Source organism: Mycobacterium sp. E2479 (genome assembly GCF_001667925.1).
Lineage (GTDB): Bacteria > Actinomycetota > Actinomycetes > Mycobacteriales > Mycobacteriaceae > Mycobacterium.
Genome location: NZ_LZJR01000002.1, coordinates 50,293 through 70,450, shown reverse-complemented (window position 1 = coordinate 70,450; position 20,158 = coordinate 50,293). Strand labels below are relative to the sequence as shown.

Genomic DNA, 20,158 nt, shown 5'->3' with positions numbered 1-20,158 from the left:
GCACGACGGTCTGCACACCGGCGAATGCGAGGTCCGCGGCGATGACATCGGCGGGATCGGTGTCCACATCGGCGCGCACCTGGATGCCGAGGGCCTGCATGGCATCGCGAATTGCCATGGCGCAACGGATCGCTCGCTGCGGACCGTCGAACATCGCCAGAAAACCATCACCCGTGCTGTTCACCTCACGGCCACGGAAGCGGGCAAGCTGCGACCGCACAATCGCGTCGTGCGCATCAAGCAGCGCGCGCCAGTCGCGGTCGCCCATCTCCGCAGCCCGGCGAGTCGAGTCCACGATGTCGGTGAACAACACGGTGGCGAGAACCCGGTCGTCCGGCACGTCGGGCTGCTGGCCTGTGATGAACTCGGCGATCACCTGAAACGACTCGCGCCACGGTTCCACGAAGTGGTACAGGTTATGTCCCGGCAGCTCAACGTATTTCGCGCCCGGCATGTGATCGACGACGTATTTGCCCCTAGCAGCCGGGATGATCGGGTCGTCAGTGTGATGGAGGACGAGCGTTGAAACACGGATCGTGGGAAGCACGGCCCGCACGTCTACTTCGGTCACGAGCCGTTGGCGGAGAGCAACGGTCCCTGGGCTCGCCGCCAGGCGTTCGTGTCGCGCCCATGTCGCCCGAATCTCCTCGTTCCATGGCATGTCCGGATTGACTGCATGTACGGACGCGCCCGTTCCCCACGTGGCGACCATGCCTGCCAGGACTCTCTGGGTCTCTGTATCGCGCTCAGCCACCGGATCCGCGTAGCCCTCAAGCATGACCAGTGCGCTTGTGCGAGACGGATGTGTTGCTGCGAACAGCGCCCCTGTCGCGGACCCGCCGTCGCTTGCCAGGAGCACCGCTTCGCGACTTCCGAGATCGTCAAGCACCGCCGTGATGCTGTCGGCCCATTGCTCCAAGGTCGGCTGCGCGCCCGACCTGACGGGATCGGAGGCTCCCGTATCCGGCTGGTCGAAGAAGATCAGCCGACCGAGCGATGTCATCGCGTCGATCCAACCCTGGATCGACGGCAGCTCCGGAAAGGTCTCGCAGCATGTGAACCAGTTCGGGACGAACACGATGTCGCGCTCGCCCTCAGCCGACGCCCGGTAGGCGACGCGCAAGTCCCCGTTCATCGCATAGCGCGTCTCCGAGAACATTGCGGAAGTCTAGTTCCCGAAGGAGGGCGTCACCAGGCGTTTTCGCTGTTCAAGAGGATGCCATGATTGTGATCCTGGGCGATTCGACGCCTTCAGCGGAGCACGATGCTCCCCATCTCATCCGGCTTCGCGCAGAATTTGGCTCTGAGCTGGTCGTCCCCTAGACTCTAGGGGTTGCCTTGGGCAGACCTCGGCCGGTGCGAATCGGCCCCGCGTGCCCTTCGGTGACGAAGACCGCGCACGTCAGGTTTTTTGGTGGGCCATGCCCGCCGAATGCTCACCCCGGTGGGTTCTCCTGCCGTGCACACGCAACCAGGTCAGGAGATCGAGTGATTCAGCAGGAATCGCGACTGAAGGTCGCCGACAACACCGGCGCCAAGGAGATCTTGTGCATCCGTGTGCTCGGCGGTTCGTCGCGACGCTACGCCGGCATCGGTGATGTCATCGTCGCCACCGTCAAGGACGCCATTCCCGGCGGCAACGTCAAGCGTGGGGATGTCGTCAAGGCCGTCGTGGTGCGCACGGTCAAAGAGCGCCGCCGTCCCGACGGCAGCTACATCAAGTTCGACGAGAACGCCGCGGTGATCATCAAGCCCGACAACGACCCGCGCGGGACGCGCATCTTCGGGCCGGTGGGCCGCGAACTGCGCGAGAAGCGGTTCATGAAGATCATCTCGCTTGCCCCGGAGGTGTTGTAAATGAAGGTCCGTAAAGGCGACACCGTGCTGGTCATCGCCGGCAAGGACAAGGGCGCCAAAGGCAAGGTCCTGCAGGCTTACCCGGAGCGTGACCGCGTGCTGGTCGAGGGCGTCAACCGGATCAAGAAGCACACCGCGATTTCGACCAACCAGCGCGGAGCGCGGTCGGGCGGCATCGTCACCCAGGAAGCCCCAATCCACGTCTCCAACGTGATGGTCGTCGACTCGGACGGTAAGCCCGCTCGCGTCGGTTACCGGGTCGACGACGAGACCGGCAAGCGGGTCCGTATCTCCAAGCGCAATGGCAAGGACATCTGATGAGTACTGCAGAAAAAGTTCAGCCGCGCCTGAAAGAGCGCTACCGCAGCGAGATTCGTGATTCGCTGCAGCAGCAGTTCGGCTACGCCAACGTCATGCAGATCCCGACGGTGACCAAAGTCGTCGTCAACATGGGTGTCGGCGATGCGGCGCGGGACGCGAAGTTAATCAACGGCGCGGTCAGCGACCTGAGTCTGATCACCGGGCAACGCCCCGAGATCCGTCGCGCGCGCAAGTCCATCGCGCAGTTCAAACTGCGTGAGGGCATGCCGATCGGTGCGCGGGTCACCCTGCGCGGTGACCGGATGTGGGAATTCCTGGACCGGCTCACCTCGATCGCGCTGCCCCGTATCCGCGACTTCCGCGGGCTTTCGCCCAAACAGTTCGACGGTGTCGGTAACTACACCTTCGGGCTGGCCGAGCAGTCGGTGTTCCACGAGATCGACGTGGACAAGATCGACCGGGTCCGCGGCATGGACATCAACGTCGTCACCTCGGCGACGAACGACGACGAAGGACGAGCGCTGTTGCGGGCTCTCGGCTTTCCCTTCAAGGAGAACTGAGTACATGGCTAAGAAGGCACTGGTCAACAAGGCCGCACGCAAGCCGAAGTTCGCGGTGCGCGGCTACACGCGTTGCAACAAGTGCGGCCGCCCGCGCGCGGTTTACCGCAAGTTCGGCCTGTGCCGGATCTGCCTGCGCGAGATGGCGCACGCGGGCGAACTGCCCGGTGTGCAGAAGAGCAGCTGGTAACAGCCCGAACCCCCAAGACCAACCGGAGAAAAGGTGCGCGGCAGGCCCGGACCGGGAACCACCGCGAGGAAGGTGACAGACACTGTCATGACTGCGACAACGACGATGCAGAGCGCAGCGATGAAGAGGAGGGGCGCTCGATGACGATGACGGACCCGATCGCAGACTTCTTGACCCGGCTGCGCAACGCCAATTCGGCGTATCACGACGAGGTGACGTTGCCGCACTCGAAGCTGAAGGCAAACATCGCCCAGATCCTCAAGAGCGAGGGCTACATCAGCGACTACCGGACCGAGGATGCCCGGGTCGGCAAGTCGCTGATCGTCCAGCTCAAGTACGGGCCGAGCCGGGAGCGCAGCATCGCCGGCCTGCGCCGCGTGTCCAAGCCCGGTTTGCGGGTGTACGCGAAATCCACCAATCTGCCGCGCGTGCTCGGCGGCCTGGGAGTGGCGATCATCTCCACCTCCTCGGGCCTGTTGACCGACCGCCAGGCAGCCCGACAGGGCGTGGGCGGCGAAGTCCTCGCGTACGTCTGGTAAGGGCGGGGAGGTAACGAAACACTATGTCTCGCATTGGTAAGCAGCCGGTTCCGGTTCCATCCGGAGTCGACGTGACGATCGATGGTCAGAAGGTGTCGGTGAAGGGGCCCAAGGGCGTCCTCGATCTGACAGTGGCCGAGCCGATCACCGTGTCGCGCAACGACGATGGCGCGATCGTGGTCACCCGTCCGAACGACGAGCGGCGCAACCGCTCGCTGCACGGACTGTCGCGCACCCTGGTGTCCAACCTGGTCACCGGCGTGACGCAGGGGTACACCACCAAGATGGAGATCTTCGGCGTCGGTTACCGCGTGCAGCTCAAGGGCTCCAACCTCGAGTTCGCGCTGGGCTACAGCCACCCTGTGGTGATCGAGGCTCCGGACGGCATCACGTTCGCCGTCCAGTCGCCGACGAAGTTTTCCATCACCGGGATCGACAAGCAGAAGGTCGGCCAGATCTCGGCGAACATCCGCCGTCTGCGCCGCCCCGACCCGTACAAGGGCAAGGGTGTGCGTTACGAGGGTGAACAGATCCGCCGCAAGGTCGGAAAGACAGGTAAGTAATCATGGCGCAAACACAAGCTGGCACCACCGCGCGAAAGCCGCTGGGGCAGAGCGTTTCTGCGACCCGGCGCATCTCTCGGCTGCGTCGGCACGCGCGGCTGCGCAAAAAGATCGCCGGTACCCCGCAGCGTCCGCGGCTGGTGATCAATCGGTCAGCGCGACACATTCACGTGCAACTGGTCAACGACGAGAACGGGACCACGGTCGCGGCCGCGTCGTCGATCGAGGACGATGTGCGAAGCCTGCAGGGAGACAAGAAAGCCCGCAGCGTGCGGGTGGGCCAGCTGATCGCCGAGCGCGCCAAGGCCGCCGGCATCGACAGCGTGGTCTTCGACCGTGGCGGATACACCTACGGCGGACGGATCGCGGCGCTGGCCGATGCCGCACGCGAGAACGGATTGCAATTCTGATGAACAGCGGAATGACGAAGAGCTTGAACACGACTGGAAGGACCGCATAATGGCGGAGCAGCCGACCGGCGGACAAGGCGCCGGCGACAGCCGTGACTCGCGCGGTGACCGCGACAGCCGCGGTCGCCGTGGCGACGGCGGTCGTGGCGGCCGCGACCGCGACGGCGACAAGAGCAACTACCTGGAGCGGGTTGTCGCGATCAACCGTGTCTCCAAGGTGGTCAAGGGTGGTCGGCGATTCAGCTTCACCGCATTGGTGATCGTCGGCGACGGTCACGGCATGGTCGGTGTCGGCTACGGCAAGGCCAAAGAAGTTCCCGCGGCCATCGCCAAGGGCGTCGAGGAGGCCCGCAAGGGCTTCTTCCGGGTGCCGCTGATCCGCGGAACCATCACCCACCCGGTGCAGGGTGAGGCGGCCGCCGGCGTGGTGCTGCTGCGCCCGGCCAGCCCCGGTACCGGCGTGATCGCCGGTGGCGCCGCGCGTGCGGTGCTGGAATGTGCCGGCGTGCACGACATCCTGGCGAAGTCGCTGGGCAGTGACAACGCCATCAATGTGGTGCACGCGACCGTCGCCGCCCTCAAGCTGCTGCAGCGCCCCGAGGAAGTGGCCGCTCGTCGCGGTCTGCCCATCGAGGACGTCGCGCCGGCCGGAATGCTCAAGGCGCGCCGCGAAAGTGACGCGATGGCCAGTGCGGCGGCACGAGAGGCCCAGACTTCGGGGGCGCAACCATGAGCAGTCAACTGAAGATCACCCAGGTGCGCAGCACCATCGGGGCCCGCTGGAAGCAGCGTGAGTCCCTGCGCACCCTGGGCCTGCGGCGGATTCGCCACTCGGTGATCCGCGAGGACAACGCGCAGACCCGCGGCCTGATCGCGGTCGTCAGCCACCTCGTCGAGGTGGAGCCGGCCGAGGCGACGGCCAAGGGCACCGGAGGTAGCACGAAATGACGATCAAGCTCCACGATCTCAAGCCCGCGCGCGGTTCGAAGACCGCGCGTACCCGCGTCGGTCGCGGTGAGGGCTCCAAGGGCAAGACCGCCGGTCGCGGCACCAAGGGCACCAAGGCACGCAAGAACGTGCCGGTGACCTTCGAGGGTGGCCAGATGCCGATCCACATGCGGCTCCCGAAGCTGAAGGGCTTCCGTAACCGGTTCCGCACCGAGTACGAGATTGTCAACGTCGGCGACCTCAATCGGCTTTTCCCGCAAGGGGGTTCGATCGGCGTGGACGAGTTGGTGGCCAAAGGCGCGGTTCGCCGCAACTCGCTGGTCAAGGTCCTCGGTGACGGCAAGCTGACGGTCAAGGTCGAGGTCACCGTGCACAAGTTCAGCGCCAGTGCACGCGAGAAGATCACCGCCGCAGGCGGTTCGGCGACGGAGCTGTCCTAGCTAGGTCAGCTGCGGAATCACTTCCGCGGCAAGGCGTTCCATCTGCTCATGGTTCTCGCCGACATCGGTGCCGACGGGATTCAGTAGCACCATCTGCGCCCCGGCATCGATGACCTCACGCAACCCGCGCACCACGTCATCGGGTGTGCCGGACACCGGTACATCCTGCACGCCGGGCATCCGTCCATAGATGCGGTCCAGCCCGTCGAGCACGCGTTCCCGGGCCCTGGCGGCGTCGTCGTCGACCATCAGGTAGACCCGCTTGCCGATGGTGAAGTTCGCGGGGTCCTTCCGTTGCTCGTCGAGCTCGCGGCGCAGGACGGCCACCGCCTTGGCGAACGCCTCGGTGGTCGAGGAGCCCGCGCCCAAAAATGAGTCGCCGTGCCGCACCGCGCGGGCCAGCGCCTTGGGCGCCTGGCCCCCGAACCAGATCGGCGGGTGCGGCCGCTGAACCGGCTTGGGCTGGATCGGGAGGTCGTCGACGTCGCGGAATCGACCGTGAAACGTCACCCTCGGCTCGTCGGACCACGCCGCCTTCATCAGCTCCAGGCCCTCGGTGAAGTACGAGATGAAGGTGTCCTTGTCCACGCCGAAGGCGGCGAATTTCCGCCTGCCGCCGCCGGGAGCGACACCGATGTCGAGCCTGCCGTGGCTCAGTCGATCGACAGCGGTGGCGGCCGAGGCCAATTGCAGCGGGTCGTGCAACGACGTCACCAGGACCGCGACGCCCAGGCGCAACCGTTCGGTGCAGGCCGCGCAGTACGCCAGCAGCTCCAGCGGCGCGAGCAGCGGCGCGGGCCCGATGATCTGCTCGAGCAGCCAGCCGCCCTCGAATCCGAGTTCTTCGGCGCGCGCGAGAAAAGCGCGTAGGCCCGCGGCGTCGAAGCCGTCGTAGTCGAACTGCGGGATCGCGATGGCAAAGCTCACCCGACCACCGTACGGCCCGTGCATCGGTAGTCTGCAGACATGTTCGTTTTCCTTCCTTCGATCCCCGGCGTCGACGAGGTTCGGGCCCTGGCCGGACGGGTCGATACCGCACGCCATCACGGCGTGCCCAACGGCTGCGTGCTCGAATTGGATTTGCGCGCCATGCCACCGGAGACGTCGGGCTTTGACCCGCTGACCATCATCAGCGGCGGGAGCCGACCGACAGCGCTGCGCGACATCGTGGCCGCCATCTACCGGGCGGCCGAGGATCCGCGGGTGGCCGGGCTGATCGCCCGTGTGCAACTCACGCCGTCGCCGGCGGCGGCGGTGCAGGAGCTGCGTGCGGCGGTCGTGGCTTTCACCGCCGCGAAGCCGTCGCTGGCCTGGGCCGAGACCTACCCGGGCACGTTGTCGTACTACCTGGCTTCGGCCTTCGGTGAGGTCTGGATGCAGCCGGCCGGAAGCGTGGGACTGATCGGTTTCGCCAGCAATGCCACGTTTTTGCGCGATGCGTTCGACAAGGCCGGCATCGAACCCCAATTCGTCGCGCGGGGTGAATACAAGTCTGCGGTGAACCGATACACCGAGCACGGCTTCACCGAGGCCCATCGCGAGGCCGTCACCCGGATGTTGCAGAGCCTGCAAGAGCAGGTGTGGCAAGCCGTGGCGGAATCACGCAAGCTCGACGCCGCCGGGCTCGACGCGCTCGCCGATCGTGCCCCACTGTTGCGCGAGGACGCCGTGTCCTCGGGTCTGGTCGACCGGATCGGCTTCCGGGACGAAGCCTACGAACGTATCGCGGAAATGGTTGGAGCGGAGGATGTTTCCGATACAAGACCACCGCGGCTGTACGTGTCGCGCTACGCGGGCGCGGCCCGGTCGCGGCTGGCCCCGCCGGTGCCCCCGGTTCCCCGCCGCCGCGCCAAGCCCACGGTGGCGGTCATCAACGTGGACGGCGAGATCGTCGACGGCCGTGGCGGACCCCAGTTCCTGCCGTTCGGCGCCTCCACCGTCGGTGGCGATACCATCGCCTCGGCAGTGCGGGAAGCCGCCGCCGACGAATCGGTGTCCGCGATCGTGCTTCGAGTCAACAGCCCCGGAGGCTCGGTCACCGCATCGGAAACCCTGTGGCGCGAAGTGAAAAGGGCTCGCAAACGCGGCAAGCCGGTGGTCGCGTCGATGGGTGCGGTCGCCGCATCCGGCGGGTACTACATCGCGGTGGCCGCCGACGCGATCGTGGCCAATCCCGCAACCATCACCGGTTCGATCGGCGTGTTCACCGGCAAGCTGGTGATTCGCGATCTGCTGGAACGGCTGGGCGTCGGGCTGGAAACCGTGCGTACCAACGCCAATGCCGATGCGTGGTCGATCGAGTCGCCGTTCACCCCGGAACAGCGCGCCCACCGCGAGGCCGAAGCCGACCAGGTGTACGGGGACTTTCTGGAGCGGGTCGCCGACGGCCGCAATATGACCACCGACGCCGTCGAACGCGTCGCCCGGGGCCGGGTGTGGACCGGCGCCGACGCACGCGAGCGGGGCCTGGTCGACGAACTGGGCGGCTTCCGAACCGCGCTGCGGCGGGCGAAAATCCTTGCCGGGCTGGACGAGGACACCGACGCGCGCATCGTGACCTACCCGGGCGCCTCGCTGTTGGACCTGCTGCGGCCGCGGGCCTCCTCGCAACCGGCCGCGGCGTCGCTGCCCGATGCGCTCGGCGCGCTGCTGGGCCGAACTATTGCCGGCATCGTGGACAACGCCGAACGGTCCTACGGTGGGGCTAGCGCGTTATGGGTGGGACCCCGGCGACTCTAACGTGGCGCTGATGAAGACGATCTCACCGAGGGGGTCGTCGTTCTCCGGTGCGGGTACTTCGATGCCGTTGCGCTCGAAGAGTTCCGTACGGGTCACCCCTTCGGCCCGCCATCCGATGCTGGACAGGTAGTGGACGACGTGATTGCGTTCGCCGGCGTAAACCAGCGACGCCATGTCGATGTCGACGCCGTGCTCCCGGAATGAGCCGGACATCTCGCGCACCCGTTCCGCGTCGAAATCCACGATCCCGGGCACGAATTCGGTGGCGATGGTGCTGGCGGGCGCACTGAGTGCGGTGATGTTGTCGAACAACCGATCCTGGGCCTCCGGCGGCAGATAGATCAGCAGTCCCTCCGCCAGCCAGGCCGTCGGGGCCGCCGTGTCGAATCCCGCCGCCGTCAACGCGGCGGGCCAATCCGCTCGCAGATCGATGGGGATGGTGCGCCGCGATGCGGTCGGCTCGGCACCCACGTCGGCCAGGGTGGTGCTCTTGAACTCGATCACCCGCGGCTGGTCGATCTCGTAGACCATCGTGCCGGCCGGCCACGGCAGCCGGTAGGCGCGCGCGTCCAGGCCGGCCGCCAGGATTACCACCTGGCGCACCCCGCCCTCGGTGGCCTCGGCGAAGTAATCGTCAAAGTATTTGGTGCGCACGGCCATTCCGTCGACCATCGACTGGATACGCACCGGCGAGGCATTCTCGATCCCATCCACATCGAGTTCGCCGTCCATCATCTTGGTGAAGAAATCCACCCCGACCGCGCGCACCAGCGGCTCGGCGAACGGATCGTTGATCAAACCGCGGGGATCCTTGGTCGCCATCGCACGCCCGGTCGCGACCATGGTTGCGGTCGCGCCGACACTCGACGCCAGGTCCCACTCATCATCGTGAGTGCGTGACATAGTCAGAACCCTAACCCCAGCATTACTTGAGGGTGGCGGTGACGTAGCTCAGCTCACCGAAGGTGGCCGTCATCTCGTCCTCGGGGAACTCGAAACCATTGTGGGCGTACAATTCCCGGGCGCGCGTCGCCGTTACCTGCCAGCCCTTCTCGGTGAGGTAGTCGACGACGACGCTGCGCTCGCCCCGGTAGAACAGGTCGGCGGCGCTCATATTCAAGCCTAACCGCTGCCAGCGCTGGGAGATGCGCTCCAGGCGCTCGTCGGAGAACGCGTGCGGGTCGGGCACGTGTTCGGTCGCCAGCCGGCTGCCCGGCGCACTGAGCGCCGTGATGTTGTCGAACAGGCGGTCCTGGGCGTCGGGAGGCAGGTAGGGCAGCAGCCCCTCGGCGCTGACCGCGGTCGGCTGGGTGACGTCAAATCCGGCCTCGCGCAGGGCGGCCGGCCAGTCGTCGCGCAGGTCGATGCTGATGGTACGGCGCTCGGCGGTCGGAGCGGCACCGAGGCCGGCCAGCGTGTCGGTCTTGAAGGCGATGACGTCTGGCTGGTCGATCTCGTAGACGAGAGTGCCCGCCGGCCACGAGAGCCGGTAGGCCCTGGTGTCCAGTCCGGAAGCCAGGATCACCGCCTGCCGCACACCGCCTTTGGTTGCGCCGGTGAAGAAGTCGTCGAAAAACCTGGTGCGCACCGTGATCTGCTCCGCGCGCGCCTTGCGGTTGAACAGCGGGTCGTCCTCGAAGTCGATTTCGCCGTCGATGATGCGGATGAAGGGGTCCAGCCCGACGGCACGCACCAGCGGCTCGGCCAGCGGATCGTCAAGCAGAGGCGCGGATCCCTGCGACGCCACGGCGCGCGAGGCGGCGACCATGGTGGCCGTCGCTCCCACGCTGTGCGCCGGACCCCAGCTGTCGCCGTCGGTGCGTCCAGTAGTGGTGGTCATCCTCCCGGCTCCTATTTCTCGCCGAGCGTGCCGCTGGTGTACAGCATCTCACCCATGCGCATGTCGTCGTCGGTGAGCGGGTCAAGCCCGTTGGCCACGAACAATTCTCGGATGCTGGCGCTGTTAAGCCGCCAACCGCGATCGGCCAGGTACGGGGCCGCCTCGTTGCGGTCGCCGAAGTAGACCAGCCCCGCCATGTCCAGCTCGAAACCGTGCGCACGCCAGCGCTCGGAGATCGTCTGCATGCGCTCCTTCATCTTCTCCTCGTCGCCGGGCTCGGGGTTGGGTGCGCTTTCGGTGGCCAGGCGGCTGCCCGGCGCGCTCAGCTCGGTGATGGTGTCCAGCAGGCGATCCTGCGCCTCTGGCGGCAGGTAGCCCAGCAGGCCCTCGGCGCTCCACGCGGTGGGCTGGCACGGGTCGAAGCCGGCGTTGCGTAGCGCGGTCGGCCAGTCGTCGCGCAGATCGACGGCCACCACTCGCCGCTCGGCGGTGGGGGCGACCCCAAGGTCGGCCAGTGCGCGAGTCTTGAATTCGATGACCTGTGGCTGGTCCACCTCGTAGACCACCGTTCCGGCCGGCCACGCCAACCGATAGGGGCGGGCGTCCAGCCCGGAGGCCAGGATCACCGCCTGCTTGACGCCCGCGTTGGTCGCGTCCAGGAAGAACTCGTCGAAGAACTTGGTGCGGACCGCCATGTTGTCTGCCATCCGGGACATCGCCCCGGCGGACCCCGCGGCACCGTCGTGCGCGTCATTCAACTCGGCGGGATCCAGCTCGCCGCCGCCCAACCGGGAAAGCAGGTCCACGCCGACCAGCTTGACCAGCGGCTCGGCGAACGGGTCGTTGATCAATGGGTAGTCGGCGCGGGTGGCCATGGCGCGGGCCGCCGCGACCATCGTCGCGGTCACGCCGACGCTGGACGCCAGGTCCCAGGTGTCGCCTTCGTACCTGGTGGAAGTCATGTTTGTGCCCCTATCGGAAGTAGCCAATCTAATATTTAGCCAATATAACAAGCTTCACCCACTGTACGCTTCCCAGAATTCGCGGCAACCTTTACTGATGGCGTACGCGGCGGCTGGTAAACGGGTGCTCATCACGGGTGCCTCGTCGGGATTGGGTGCGGCCCTGGCGCGAGCGCTGGCCGCCCGGGGCGCGGTAGTGGGGCTGTTAGCGCGTCGGCGGGATCGGCTGGGCGAGGTGCTGGCCGAGTGCCGGCGCACCTCACCCGGATCGGAAATGTTCGTGGCCGACCTGGCCGACACATCGGCGCTGGGTGATTTGGCGCTGCGGGCCTGGGATGGGCTCGGCGGCATCGACATACTGATCAACAACGCCGCGATGCCCAAGCGGCGCAGCGTCATCGCACTCGACCCGGGCGAGGCCGAAGAGGTCATGACGGTCAACTTCTTCGCGCCCATGCGCCTGACGCTGGCGCTGTTGCCGCGGATGCTGGGCCGCGGTTCGGGCATGATCGTCAACGTGTCCAGCGTCGGCGGCCGGCTGGGCATAGTCCACGAATCCGCCTACTGTGCGAGCAAATTCGCATTGTGCGGCTGGAGCGAGGCGATAGCCGTGGATCTGCACGACACGCCGATCTCGGTGAAACTGATCGAGCCGGGACCGGTCGACACCGAGATCTGGGACCACCCGGGCAGCGAGGAACCGCTCTATCAGGGACCGAAGGTGGCCCCGCACGTGGTGGCCGACGGCATCATCGCGGCCCTGGGCAGTGAGCGCTTCGAGCACTACCTGCCCGACATGAAGGCCGTGATCGACGCCAAGAACGCCGACCTGGACGCGTTCATCGCCGGGGCGGCGGGGATGGCGTTCCGATGAAGGCACTCGTGTACGGCGTGCCGCCGGAGCCGTTCGAGGTTCGCGACGACGCCAACCGATTGACCCAGAACCTGGCGCACACCCCGACCGCCCTGCGCGATCTGCCGGATCCGGAACTGCCCCATGAGGACTGGGTGATCACCCGGCCGCGACTGACCGGCATCTGCGGGTCGGATTCCAAGCAGATCCTGATGGATTTCGGCGGGGGCGACACCGACAACGCCATGGCGGCGTTCTGTTCGTTCCCGCAAGTCATGGGCCACGAGGTGGTCGCCGACGTGGTGGCGCTGGGCCCCAAGGCCCGTGGGCTGCAGGTGGGGGAGCGGGTGGTGCTCAATCCGTGGCTGTCCTGCGGGCCGCGCGGCATCCAACCACGCTGTCCCGCATGCGAAGCCGGCGACTACAGCCTGTGCTGGAGCTTCACCGACGGCGACATCAAGCCCGGCATCCACACCGGGGTGTCGGCCGACGTGACGGGCGGCTACGCCGAGCTGATGCCCGCCCACGACAGCATGCTGTTCGCCGTGCCGGAGTCGATTCCTGACGAGCTTGCCGTGTTCGCCGACCCGTTCTCGGTGTCGCTGCATGCCATCACCCGCCACCCGCCGCCGCGCTCGGGCGCCGCGCTGGTGTACGGGGCCGGCTCGCTGGGATTGTGCGCGGTCGCGATCATGCGGGCGCTGTATCCCGACGTGGCCGTCGCGGTGGTGGCGCGGTTCGCCGCGCAGGCCGAGCTGGCCCGCCGGTTCGGTGCCGCGAAAATCCTTGCGCACGAACCGCGCCTGGCCGTCATCGAGGAACTGGTCGCCTGGGGCGGTGGCCGGCTGCGCCAGCCCTTGCAGGGGTTGCCGATGGCTCACCCCGGCGCGGTCGACGTCGTCTACGACACCGTAGGTAAGCCCGAGACCTTCGAAGTCGGCGTCCGGGTCCTGCGGTCGCGAGGAACGTTGGTGAAGGCCGGTGTTCACGCGCCCGGGCGGTGGGAGGACAGCCCGCTCTACTTCAAGGAGATCTCGTACGTCGGCTCGAACGCCTTCGGCGTCGAAGAGGTCGACGGGCAGCGCAAGCACGCCATCGCCCACTACCTCGACCTAGCCGCCGCTGGACGGGTGGACCTGCGCCCCATGCTCACCCATACGTTCGGGCTAGACCGGTGGCGGGACGCCTTCTTGGCGATCGCCAACCAGGGCGAGAGCGGCGCGGTGAAGGTGGGGATCGACCAGCGCTAGGCGAGTGCCCCTCGGGATCCGGTGATCGGCAGGTCGATCGGGGTGATCACACCCGGCGGAGCTTCACAAAGGAACGGTATGGCGTTGACCGCCGCGACGGCGGTGCTGTCCATCAACACGGTCATCACGTCCTGTCCGGGCAAGCCGAACCGGATGGTCGCGTCGACACGTGGTTCACCTTCGATGACCACACTGAATCCCTTGGGGTCGGTCCATTTCGGGTCCAGCGCGTCGTCGCTCATCGTCCAGCAGATGGCCAGCTCGACCACCGGTCGGCCGCCACGATAGCCGCGATAGGTGCGGCGCTGCCCCCCGGCGGTGCCGGCGGCATAGTCCACCCAGCCCAGGTTCAAATCCCTTGTCAGCACCGCGGGCTCGACGAATGCCTCCTTGGAGTCGAGCTCGGTGCCCAGCATGGCGGCAATCATGTCCAGCGTCTCGAAGTAGCCGAGGCCGTACCGTTGCGTCTCCGGGTCGAGCTGGGTCACCCGCTCCCGGGGTGGTTTGCCGAATCCGAGCACCTTCCACACGGCCTGTACGGGATAGGTTGTGCAGTCTAATGTTTCGACGAGCTTGACGCTGTCGACCGTTCGGCAGGCGCCGGTGAGGAATCCGGCGACGACGTTGATGAAGCCTGGCTCGAATCCTGTGCCGAGGAATGTCGCGCATCCCTGGTGCGCCGCCTCCTCGAGCGCCGGGAGTTCGACCGGGTGGTGGGTGCCGGTCAGGAAATCTCCCGTCGTGACGACGTTGATGCCGCAGCGCAGCATCCTGATCACCAGCTCGTAGTCGATGACGCGGGGCATGTAGCTCACACAGTCCGGGCGCAGCCCGATCAACGCGTCGACGTCGGCGGTTGCGCCTACACCGACTGCGGCGCGGTCGGCCAGCACACCCGCATCGCGCCCCACCTTGTCCGAACCGAAGGCGTGAACCCCCACCACGTCGAAGCCGTCACGGTCCAGCAGGACGCCGAGCGCTCGACTGCCGATGTTGCCTGTTGACCACTGGACTACGCGGTATGACGCCATGCCTCACACCGTAGACCCCACCGCCCGGCCGCGAGCGGGAATCGCGGGCCGCTGGGTGGGGCGCGTCGAGAGTTATTGTGGCTCAAACTGATTCGATGTCGAGCCACTGGTCGATGTCGAACCGGTCCTCGGTCGCGCGGATCGTGGCGCCCCCGCGACCGGGGTAGTGCGCCGGGATCATGGCGGCCTTCGCCTGAACGGCCTCGGCGAAGATTCGCCTGCGGGTGACCGCGGCTCCGGGCGCGTCGACGTCGAAAGCGCAGGCGTCGGCCGGCCGGCGCAACTGCAGCGGGCTGTGGGTGAGATCGCCGACGAAAACCGCCGGCACACCGGCATCTAGCCACAGCACCGCGGAGCCGGGGGTGTGCCCGGGGGCTGGGCGCAGCCGCAGTGACGGGCTGATCCGATAGTCCTCGGACCATTGGACGAGTTGTCCGGCTTCGTCGATGGGTAACACGCTGTCGGCGAACACGAGCTGGTCGCCGCGCTGCTGAGCCGCTTCTTCGTCGCTGCGTGGCGTTTGCCTCGCCGCGGCCCCATCGGGTGCGAAGTGGCGGTAGTCGGCGGCCGGCACCAGGTATCGGGCGTTGGGAAAGGTCGGCACCCAGACGTTGTTGTCCAGCATGGTGTTCCATCCGACATGGTCGGAGTGGACGTGGGTGTTGACCACCACGTCCACGTCGGTGCGGTCGATGCCGGCGGCCCGCAGCGCGGCCAGGAAGCCGGTGTCCAGGTGGTCCAGGGGCGGCATGTGCGGGCGTTGGCGATCGTTGCCGACACCGGTGTCCACGACGACGGTCAACCCGTCGACTTCGATGACCCAGCTTTGGATCGCGATGTGCCACTGATCGGTGCAGGGATCGAAGAAGTCCGGCACCAGCAGGTCGGCGTTGTCCCGCCAACCCGACGTCGGCGTCTGCGGGAAAAAGCGTGTTCCCAAGTCGAATTGGAGTTCCAGTACCCGCGTCACGCCGGCGCGGCCGAACCGAACCGGACGCATCATGTGTTGGCGCGCAGATAGCTGTAGACCGATGCGAAGTTGCGGTTGACATCTGCGGGAATCGGCACCGGGCCACCGAGTGCCCGTGCGCCCCAGACGATTTGGGCGGTCCGTTCGACGAGGGCGGTGATATGCAGGGCCTTGTCGGGTCGCGGCCCCACCGCCACCAGGCCATGGTTGGCGATCAGCGCGGCGCCGCGGCCCTCGAGCGCCTGCACGGCGTTGGTTCCGACGTCGGGCGTGCCCGATGCGGCATAGTCGGCGCACCGGACGTCACCGCCGCAGTACACCGCGAACTCGTCGATACACGCCGGGATCGACTCGTGGGCGATGGCGAACATGGTCGCCCATACCGGATGGCTGTGAATGACGCTGCCGATGTCGTCGAAGGCCCGATAGCAGGCCAGGTGGAGCTGCATCTCCGACGACGGTGATCGACCCTCGGCCGCACGCAGCACCGAGCCGTCCGCGTCGATGAGCACCAGATCGTCGAGCTGCATGTCGCGGTAGTCCACCGAGGACGGGGTGATGACGACGCTGCCGTCGGCGCGTCGCGCCGAGATGTTTCCTGCCGTCCCCTCCACCAGGCCGCGGCGCAGCATGTCCTTGGCGGCTTCCAGCACGGCGCTTTCCGGATTGTCGACGTACTTCATGGGCCCAGCACCTCCGGGTTGACGATATGAACGGGCGCCCTGCCGGCCAGCAGCGCCTCCAGGTCGTCGGCCACCATCTGCGCCTGCCGCGCCTCGGTGTCGAAGGTGGCGCCCCCGATATGCGGGGTCAGCACGACGTTTCCCATCCGCACCAGCGGGTGATCGACCGGCAGCCATTCGCCGGCGAAGTGGTCGAGCCCCGCGGCGCCCACCTTGCCCGCCGCCAGGGCGTCGACCAGGGCATCGGTGTCGTGCAGCTGGGCGCGCGCCGTGTTGAGGAAGACCACGCCGTCGCGCATGGCGGCGAACTCCCGTGCACCGATCATGCCGGCGGTGTCGTCGGTGACCGGGGCGTGCAGCGAGACCACGTCGGCCTCGCTCAGCAGCTCGTCGAGGCTGTGGCGGGCGTCGGGGTTGTAGGGATCGTGCGCGATGACCCGCAGGCCCAGTCCGGACAACCGCCATTGCGTCGCGCGGCCGACGGCACCGAGGCCTACCAGCCCGGCGGTCAGTCCGGCGATCTCGGCGGCGCGGAACCGCTGATACGGGATGCTGCCGTCACGAAAGATGTTGCCGCTGCGTACATCCGCGTCCGCGGTCAGCACGTGGCGGGTGGCGGCCAGCAGCAGGGCCACCGTCATCTCGGCGACGGCATCGGCGTTGCGGCCCGGGGTATTGAGCACCGGGATCCCGGCCGCGGTCGCGCCCGGGATGTCGACATTGTTGGGGTCGCCGCGGGTGGATGCGATCACCCGCACGCCCCTCTCGAACACCGGGCCGCGCACCGAATCGCTTTCCACCACCACGATTTCGGCGGATTCGCCGGTGATCCGCTCGGCCAGCTGCTCGGGACCGTAGATGCGCAGCGGGGTCTGCTCGATCCAGGGCTCGTACACCACGTCGGCCAGGTCGCGCAGTTTGGCGAAGCCCGGCCCCCGCATCGGGGCGGTCACCAACGCGCGCGGTTTAGACGCCACGAGTGCCAATGCTGGCGTACGGTGACGCCCGTGTCACGCAAAGACGTCACAATCGGCATCGACGTCGGCAGCACCGCGGTCAAGGCAATAGCCGCCGACGCGGACGGCAACGTGACGCAGCGCGTGCGCATCCCGCATGAGCTGCGCGTACCGGCACCCGACCGGTTGGAGCACGACGCCGAGGCGGCGTGGCGGCGTGGCCCGTCGGCTGCGCTGGACGAGCTGGTCCACCAACCCGGCATCGCCGCGGCGGCCGTCGCGGCGATGGTGCCGTCGATGACTGCAGTCGACGACAGCGGAACGCCCATCACGCCGGGACTTCTCTACGGGGACGGCCGGGGCCGCACGCCCGGCGGCCCGGAACAACAAGCGCAGCCGCTGCCCGCGCTCGGCGAGGCCGCGGAGTTCTTGCGCTGGACGGCTCAGCAGGCGCCCGGCGCCGCCGGCTATTGGCCCGCGCCGGCGGTGGCCAACCAGGCGCTGTCGGGCCAGCCGGTGATCGACATTGCCACCGCCGCCACGGCGTTCCCCTTGTTCGACGGGACCGGTTGGAATCCCGAAGCCTGTGCCGAGCGCGGCGCGGTCGTCGAGCAGATGCCGCGGGTGGCGAGCATGGGAGCCGTCGTCGGCCAGGTGCGCGGCACCGACGTCGCATTGGCCACCGGCGCCATTGACGCGCTGTGCGAACAGATCGTCGCCGGCGCCGACCACGACGGAGACGTGCTGGTGATGTGCGGCACCACGCTGATCGTGTGGACGACCATCGCACAGGCCCGGCAGATGCCCGGCCTGTGGACCATTCCGCACACCACGCCCGGCAAGAGCCAGATCGGCGGGGCCAGCAACGCAGGTGGGCTGTTTCTGGACTGGGTGGATCGTGTTGTGGCAGCGGCGGACCCGACCGCCGTCGAACCGGGACGCATTCCGGTGTGGGCACCCTATCTGCGCGGTGAGCGCAGCCCGTTTTACGACCGGGACCGTCGGGGGATGCTCGAGGCCCTGGATCTGACCCACGACGCGGCGGCGCTGCGGCGCGCCGCCTACGAGGCGTCCGGCTTCGTGGTCCGCCGGATCATCGAACTCGGCGGGGCGCCGGCATCGCGCATCGTGGCCACCGGCGGCGGCACGCGAGTGGGGCCTTGGCTGCAGGCCATCGCCGACGCCACCGGGCGGCCTGTCGAGGTGTTCGGAATAGCGGAAGGGGCCGCGTTGGGCGCGGCCTTCCTGGCGCGCATGGCGGTCGGCCTGGAGACGACCATCGCCGATGCCGCCCGATGGGCGCGCATTGAGCGCATCGTCGAGCCCGACCCCGCCTGGGCGAGTGCGGTCGAGGAACGCTATCAGCGCTTCCAGCAGCTGGGAGACCGCGGAGGTAGCGCGGTGACACCGCCGGCGTTCTAGGCTGGTGCAATGACCGACCAAGACCGCAAAGCCGCCCGTCGCGAAATCGCGGACGCACTGTTGAAAGCCCTTGAACGACGGCACGAAATCGCTGACGTCGTCGTGGAATCGGAGAACAAGGCGGCAGCGGTGGAGGCCATCGTCCGCTTGCTCGACACCTCGCACGTCGCCGCCGAAGCGGTGATGAGCATGTCGTTCGATCAGCTCACCGTCGACTCGCGTCGCAAAATCCTCGCCGAACTCGAAGACCTGAACAAACAGCTCAGCTTCACCCTGGGCGAGCGTCCGGCGAGCCTGGGCGAGACGCTGGAGCTGCGGCCCTTCTCCGCCGTGGCCGACCGCGACATCTTCGCTGCGCGCACCGAGGACATCGGCTTTGCGGGCGACGGCTCGGGTGGACCCGCCGGCAACGTGGACGACGAGATCAAAGCCGCGCTGCGCCGGGTCGACGACGAAGAGGCCGCGTGGTTCGTGGCCGTCGACTCCGGCGAGAAGGTCGGCATGGTGTTCGGCGAGCTGGTCCGCGGCGAGGTCGACGTCCGGATCTGGATTCACCCCGAGCACCGCAAGCGTGGCTACGGCACCGCCGCGCTGCGCAAGTCGCGCTCGGAGATGGCGTGGTGTTTTCCCGCGGTGCCCATGGTCGTGCGCGCACCGGCGGCCGAACCCCGCTGAGCGTTATCGCAGAACGGCGGTGACGGCGACGATGTTGGGTAACTGCGCCATCGCCTCGTCGTCGTGGAATTCCAGGCCGTAATCGCCGAACAGGTCGCGGCGCGGACGGGCGGTGACCGCCCAGCCCGTGCCTGTGAGGTGGTCGACGACGTCGCTGCGCTCGCCTTCGAAGAACAGCCCGGACAGGTCGATGTCGCAGCCGACCCTGGCCCACCGGTCGTTGAACGCCTGGGCGCGTTGCGACATCGTCGTGCCCGGTGTCGCGGGGTGGTATTCGGTGGCCAGCATGCTGCCGGGAGCGCTGATGGAGGTGATGTTGTCGAAGAGCCGGTCCTGGGCGTCGGGCGGGAGGTACATCAGCAGTCCCTCGGCGCTCCACGAAGTCGGTTGCGTCACGTCAAAGCCGCTGTCGCGCAACGCGGCCGGCCAGTCGTCGCGCAGGTCGACGCTGACCGTGCGCCGCTCGGCGGTGGGCGCGGCGGCCAGGCTGGACATGGTGGTGCTCTTGAACTCGATGACGGCGGGCTGATCGACCTCGTAGACCACGCTCCCGGGCGGCCAGCTCAGCCGGTAGGCGCGGGCGTCGAGGCCGGCCGCCAGGATCACCGCCTGGCGAACCCCGTCGCGGGCGGCATTGAGGAAGAAGTCGTCGAAGAAGCGGGTGCGCACGGCCATGGAGTCGGTCTCTAGGCCCAGATCCTTGACGCGGCCCTCCCGGCCCTCGGGTTCGGTGACCTCACCGTCGACCAGGCGGCGGAAGAAGTCCAGGCCGACGGCGCGCACCAGGGGCGCGGCGAACGGGTCGTTGATGATCGGGTTGGTGGCCTTGCTGGCCAGTGCGCGGGCCGCGGCGACCATCGTGGCCGTGGCACCCACGCTCGAGGCCAAGTCCCAGCTGTCCTGGTCAGTGCGCGTCATGCTGCTCCCAACTTACTTAGCAAATGCAACG

General features: G+C 67.6%; 25 protein-coding genes. 15 read left to right on the top strand and 10 right to left on the bottom strand.

The annotated features are described in order from the left end of the window. Positions 1-1,159 (bottom strand): adenylate/guanylate cyclase domain-containing protein (locus tag A5686_RS00445; RefSeq protein ID WP_067929798.1); only part of this gene is annotated, 1,159 nt, incomplete at its 3' end. 329 nt (positions 1,160-1,488) lie between these two features. On the opposite strand from A5686_RS00445, the gene rplN reads away from it, so the two are divergent. From rplN to rplO, 10 genes are all read left to right on the top strand, one after another. After that, entirely contained in the window at positions 1,489-1,857 is a 369-nt protein-coding gene (gene rplN / locus A5686_RS00440) for a 50S ribosomal protein L14 (protein WP_003403649.1), read from the top strand. After that, positions 1,858-2,175 carry a 50S ribosomal protein L24 gene (rplX, locus tag A5686_RS00435; protein WP_067929797.1) on the top strand — a complete coding sequence of 106 codons (318 nt, stop codon included), beginning with the start codon at positions 1,858-1,860 and terminating at the stop codon, positions 2,173-2,175. It begins immediately after the preceding gene. Then, positions 2,175-2,738 (top strand): 50S ribosomal protein L5, encoded by a 564-nt coding sequence (gene rplE, locus A5686_RS00430; RefSeq protein ID WP_067122532.1) that lies wholly within the window; start codon positions 2,175-2,177, stop codon positions 2,736-2,738. Before rplX ends, rplE begins: the two co-directional genes overlap by 1 nt. A gap of 4 nt (positions 2,739-2,742) precedes the next feature. Next, positions 2,743-2,928, top strand: a complete 186-nt coding sequence (locus A5686_RS00425; protein ID WP_067929796.1) for a type Z 30S ribosomal protein S14 — start codon at positions 2,743-2,745, stop codon at positions 2,926-2,928. Between the two features lie 140 nt (positions 2,929-3,068). Next, positions 3,069-3,467, top strand: coding sequence for a 30S ribosomal protein S8 (gene rpsH, locus A5686_RS00420; protein WP_008260619.1), 399 nt, complete (start codon positions 3,069-3,071; stop codon positions 3,465-3,467). 23 nt (positions 3,468-3,490) lie between these two features. Continuing rightward, positions 3,491-4,030 (top strand): 50S ribosomal protein L6, encoded by a 540-nt coding sequence (rplF, locus tag A5686_RS00415; protein ID WP_066999330.1) that lies wholly within the window; start codon positions 3,491-3,493, stop codon positions 4,028-4,030. A 41-nt stretch (positions 4,031-4,071) separates the two neighbouring features. Next, the gene (gene rplR / locus A5686_RS00410) at positions 4,072-4,440 is read left to right on the top strand and encodes a 50S ribosomal protein L18 (RefSeq protein ID WP_082947397.1); all 369 of its coding nucleotides are present in this window, start codon (positions 4,072-4,074) and stop codon (positions 4,438-4,440) included. Between the two features lie 49 nt (positions 4,441-4,489). After that, a complete protein-coding gene (gene rpsE, locus A5686_RS00405) occupies positions 4,490-5,173 on the top strand; it encodes a 30S ribosomal protein S5 (RefSeq protein WP_067346345.1) in 684 nt (227 codons plus the stop codon). Next, the gene (gene rpmD, locus A5686_RS00400) at positions 5,170-5,388 is read left to right on the top strand and encodes a 50S ribosomal protein L30 (RefSeq protein WP_067929794.1); all 219 of its coding nucleotides are present in this window, start codon (positions 5,170-5,172) and stop codon (positions 5,386-5,388) included. Before rpsE ends, rpmD begins: the two co-directional genes overlap by 4 nt. Beyond that, positions 5,385-5,828: a 50S ribosomal protein L15 gene (rplO, locus tag A5686_RS00395; protein WP_067929793.1), complete on the top strand. Its 444-nt coding sequence runs from the start codon at positions 5,385-5,387 to the stop codon at positions 5,826-5,828. Before rpmD ends, rplO begins: the two co-directional genes overlap by 4 nt. Here the strand turns inward: rplO and A5686_RS00390 are convergent, their stop codons facing one another. Further along, complete coding sequence (locus A5686_RS00390) at positions 5,829-6,755, bottom strand: LLM class flavin-dependent oxidoreductase (protein ID WP_067929808.1); 927 nt, start codon at positions 6,753-6,755, stop codon at positions 5,829-5,831. It lies immediately after the preceding gene. 39 nt (positions 6,756-6,794) lie between these two features. Between A5686_RS00390 and sppA the strand changes: the two genes are divergently transcribed. Further along, on the top strand, positions 6,795-8,567 hold the full coding sequence (gene sppA, locus A5686_RS00385; protein WP_067929792.1) for a signal peptide peptidase SppA: 1,773 nt from the start codon (positions 6,795-6,797) through the stop codon (positions 8,565-8,567). On the opposite strand, the gene A5686_RS00380 is transcribed toward sppA, so the two are convergent. Genes A5686_RS00380 through A5686_RS00370 form a run of 3 tightly spaced genes read right to left on the bottom strand, consistent with a single transcriptional unit; the run spans position 8,541 to position 11,369 of the window. Continuing rightward, entirely contained in the window at positions 8,541-9,470 is a 930-nt protein-coding gene (locus tag A5686_RS00380; protein WP_067929791.1) for a class I SAM-dependent methyltransferase, read from the bottom strand. The genes sppA and A5686_RS00380 overlap by 27 nt on opposite strands. Positions 9,471-9,492: 22 nt before the next feature. After that, complete coding sequence (locus tag A5686_RS00375; protein WP_067929790.1) at positions 9,493-10,407, bottom strand: class I SAM-dependent methyltransferase; 915 nt, start codon at positions 10,405-10,407, stop codon at positions 9,493-9,495. Between the two features lie 11 nt (positions 10,408-10,418). Next, on the bottom strand, positions 10,419-11,369 hold the full coding sequence (locus tag A5686_RS00370; RefSeq protein WP_067929789.1) for a class I SAM-dependent methyltransferase: 951 nt from the start codon (positions 11,367-11,369) through the stop codon (positions 10,419-10,421). A gap of 97 nt (positions 11,370-11,466) precedes the next feature. Between A5686_RS00370 and A5686_RS00365 the strand changes: the two genes are divergently transcribed. Together A5686_RS00365 and A5686_RS00360 are read left to right on the top strand one after the other, a co-directional pair. Next, positions 11,467-12,243 (top strand): SDR family oxidoreductase, encoded by a 777-nt coding sequence (locus A5686_RS00365; protein WP_067929788.1) that lies wholly within the window; start codon positions 11,467-11,469, stop codon positions 12,241-12,243. Next, entirely contained in the window at positions 12,240-13,472 is a 1,233-nt protein-coding gene (locus A5686_RS00360) for a zinc-binding dehydrogenase (RefSeq protein ID WP_067929787.1), read from the top strand. Before A5686_RS00365 ends, A5686_RS00360 begins: the two co-directional genes overlap by 4 nt. On the opposite strand, the gene A5686_RS00355 is transcribed toward A5686_RS00360, so the two are convergent. The 4 genes from A5686_RS00355 to A5686_RS00340 form a co-directional block, all read right to left on the bottom strand. Further along, positions 13,469-14,503 carry a dihydrodipicolinate reductase gene (locus tag A5686_RS00355; protein ID WP_067929786.1) on the bottom strand — a complete coding sequence of 345 codons (1,035 nt, stop codon included), beginning with the start codon at positions 14,501-14,503 and terminating at the stop codon, positions 13,469-13,471. The genes A5686_RS00360 and A5686_RS00355 overlap by 4 nt on opposite strands. Before the next feature lie 82 nt (positions 14,504-14,585). Then, positions 14,586-15,503, bottom strand: a complete 918-nt coding sequence (locus tag A5686_RS00350) for an MBL fold metallo-hydrolase (protein WP_082947395.1) — start codon at positions 15,501-15,503, stop codon at positions 14,586-14,588. Next, the gene (locus A5686_RS00345) at positions 15,503-16,156 is read right to left on the bottom strand and encodes an L-fuculose-phosphate aldolase (RefSeq protein WP_067929784.1); all 654 of its coding nucleotides are present in this window, start codon (positions 16,154-16,156) and stop codon (positions 15,503-15,505) included. Before A5686_RS00345 ends, A5686_RS00350 begins: the two co-directional genes overlap by 1 nt. Beyond that, positions 16,153-17,133 carry an NAD(P)-dependent oxidoreductase gene (locus A5686_RS00340; protein ID WP_067929783.1) on the bottom strand — a complete coding sequence of 327 codons (981 nt, stop codon included), beginning with the start codon at positions 17,131-17,133 and terminating at the stop codon, positions 16,153-16,155. The genes A5686_RS00345 and A5686_RS00340 overlap by 4 nt, the downstream gene beginning before the upstream one ends. A gap of 30 nt (positions 17,134-17,163) precedes the next feature. On the opposite strand from A5686_RS00340, the gene A5686_RS00335 reads away from it, so the two are divergent. After that, positions 17,164-18,534 (top strand): FGGY-family carbohydrate kinase, encoded by a 1,371-nt coding sequence (locus A5686_RS00335; RefSeq protein WP_067929782.1) that lies wholly within the window; start codon positions 17,164-17,166, stop codon positions 18,532-18,534. 9 nt (positions 18,535-18,543) lie between these two features. Next, a complete protein-coding gene (locus A5686_RS00330; RefSeq protein WP_067929781.1) occupies positions 18,544-19,209 on the top strand; it encodes a GNAT family N-acetyltransferase in 666 nt (221 codons plus the stop codon). Between the two features lie 3 nt (positions 19,210-19,212). Here the strand turns inward: A5686_RS00330 and A5686_RS00325 are convergent, their stop codons facing one another. Then, a complete protein-coding gene (locus A5686_RS00325) occupies positions 19,213-20,127 on the bottom strand; it encodes an SAM-dependent methyltransferase (protein WP_067929780.1) in 915 nt (304 codons plus the stop codon). Positions 20,128-20,158 lie beyond the last annotated feature (31 nt).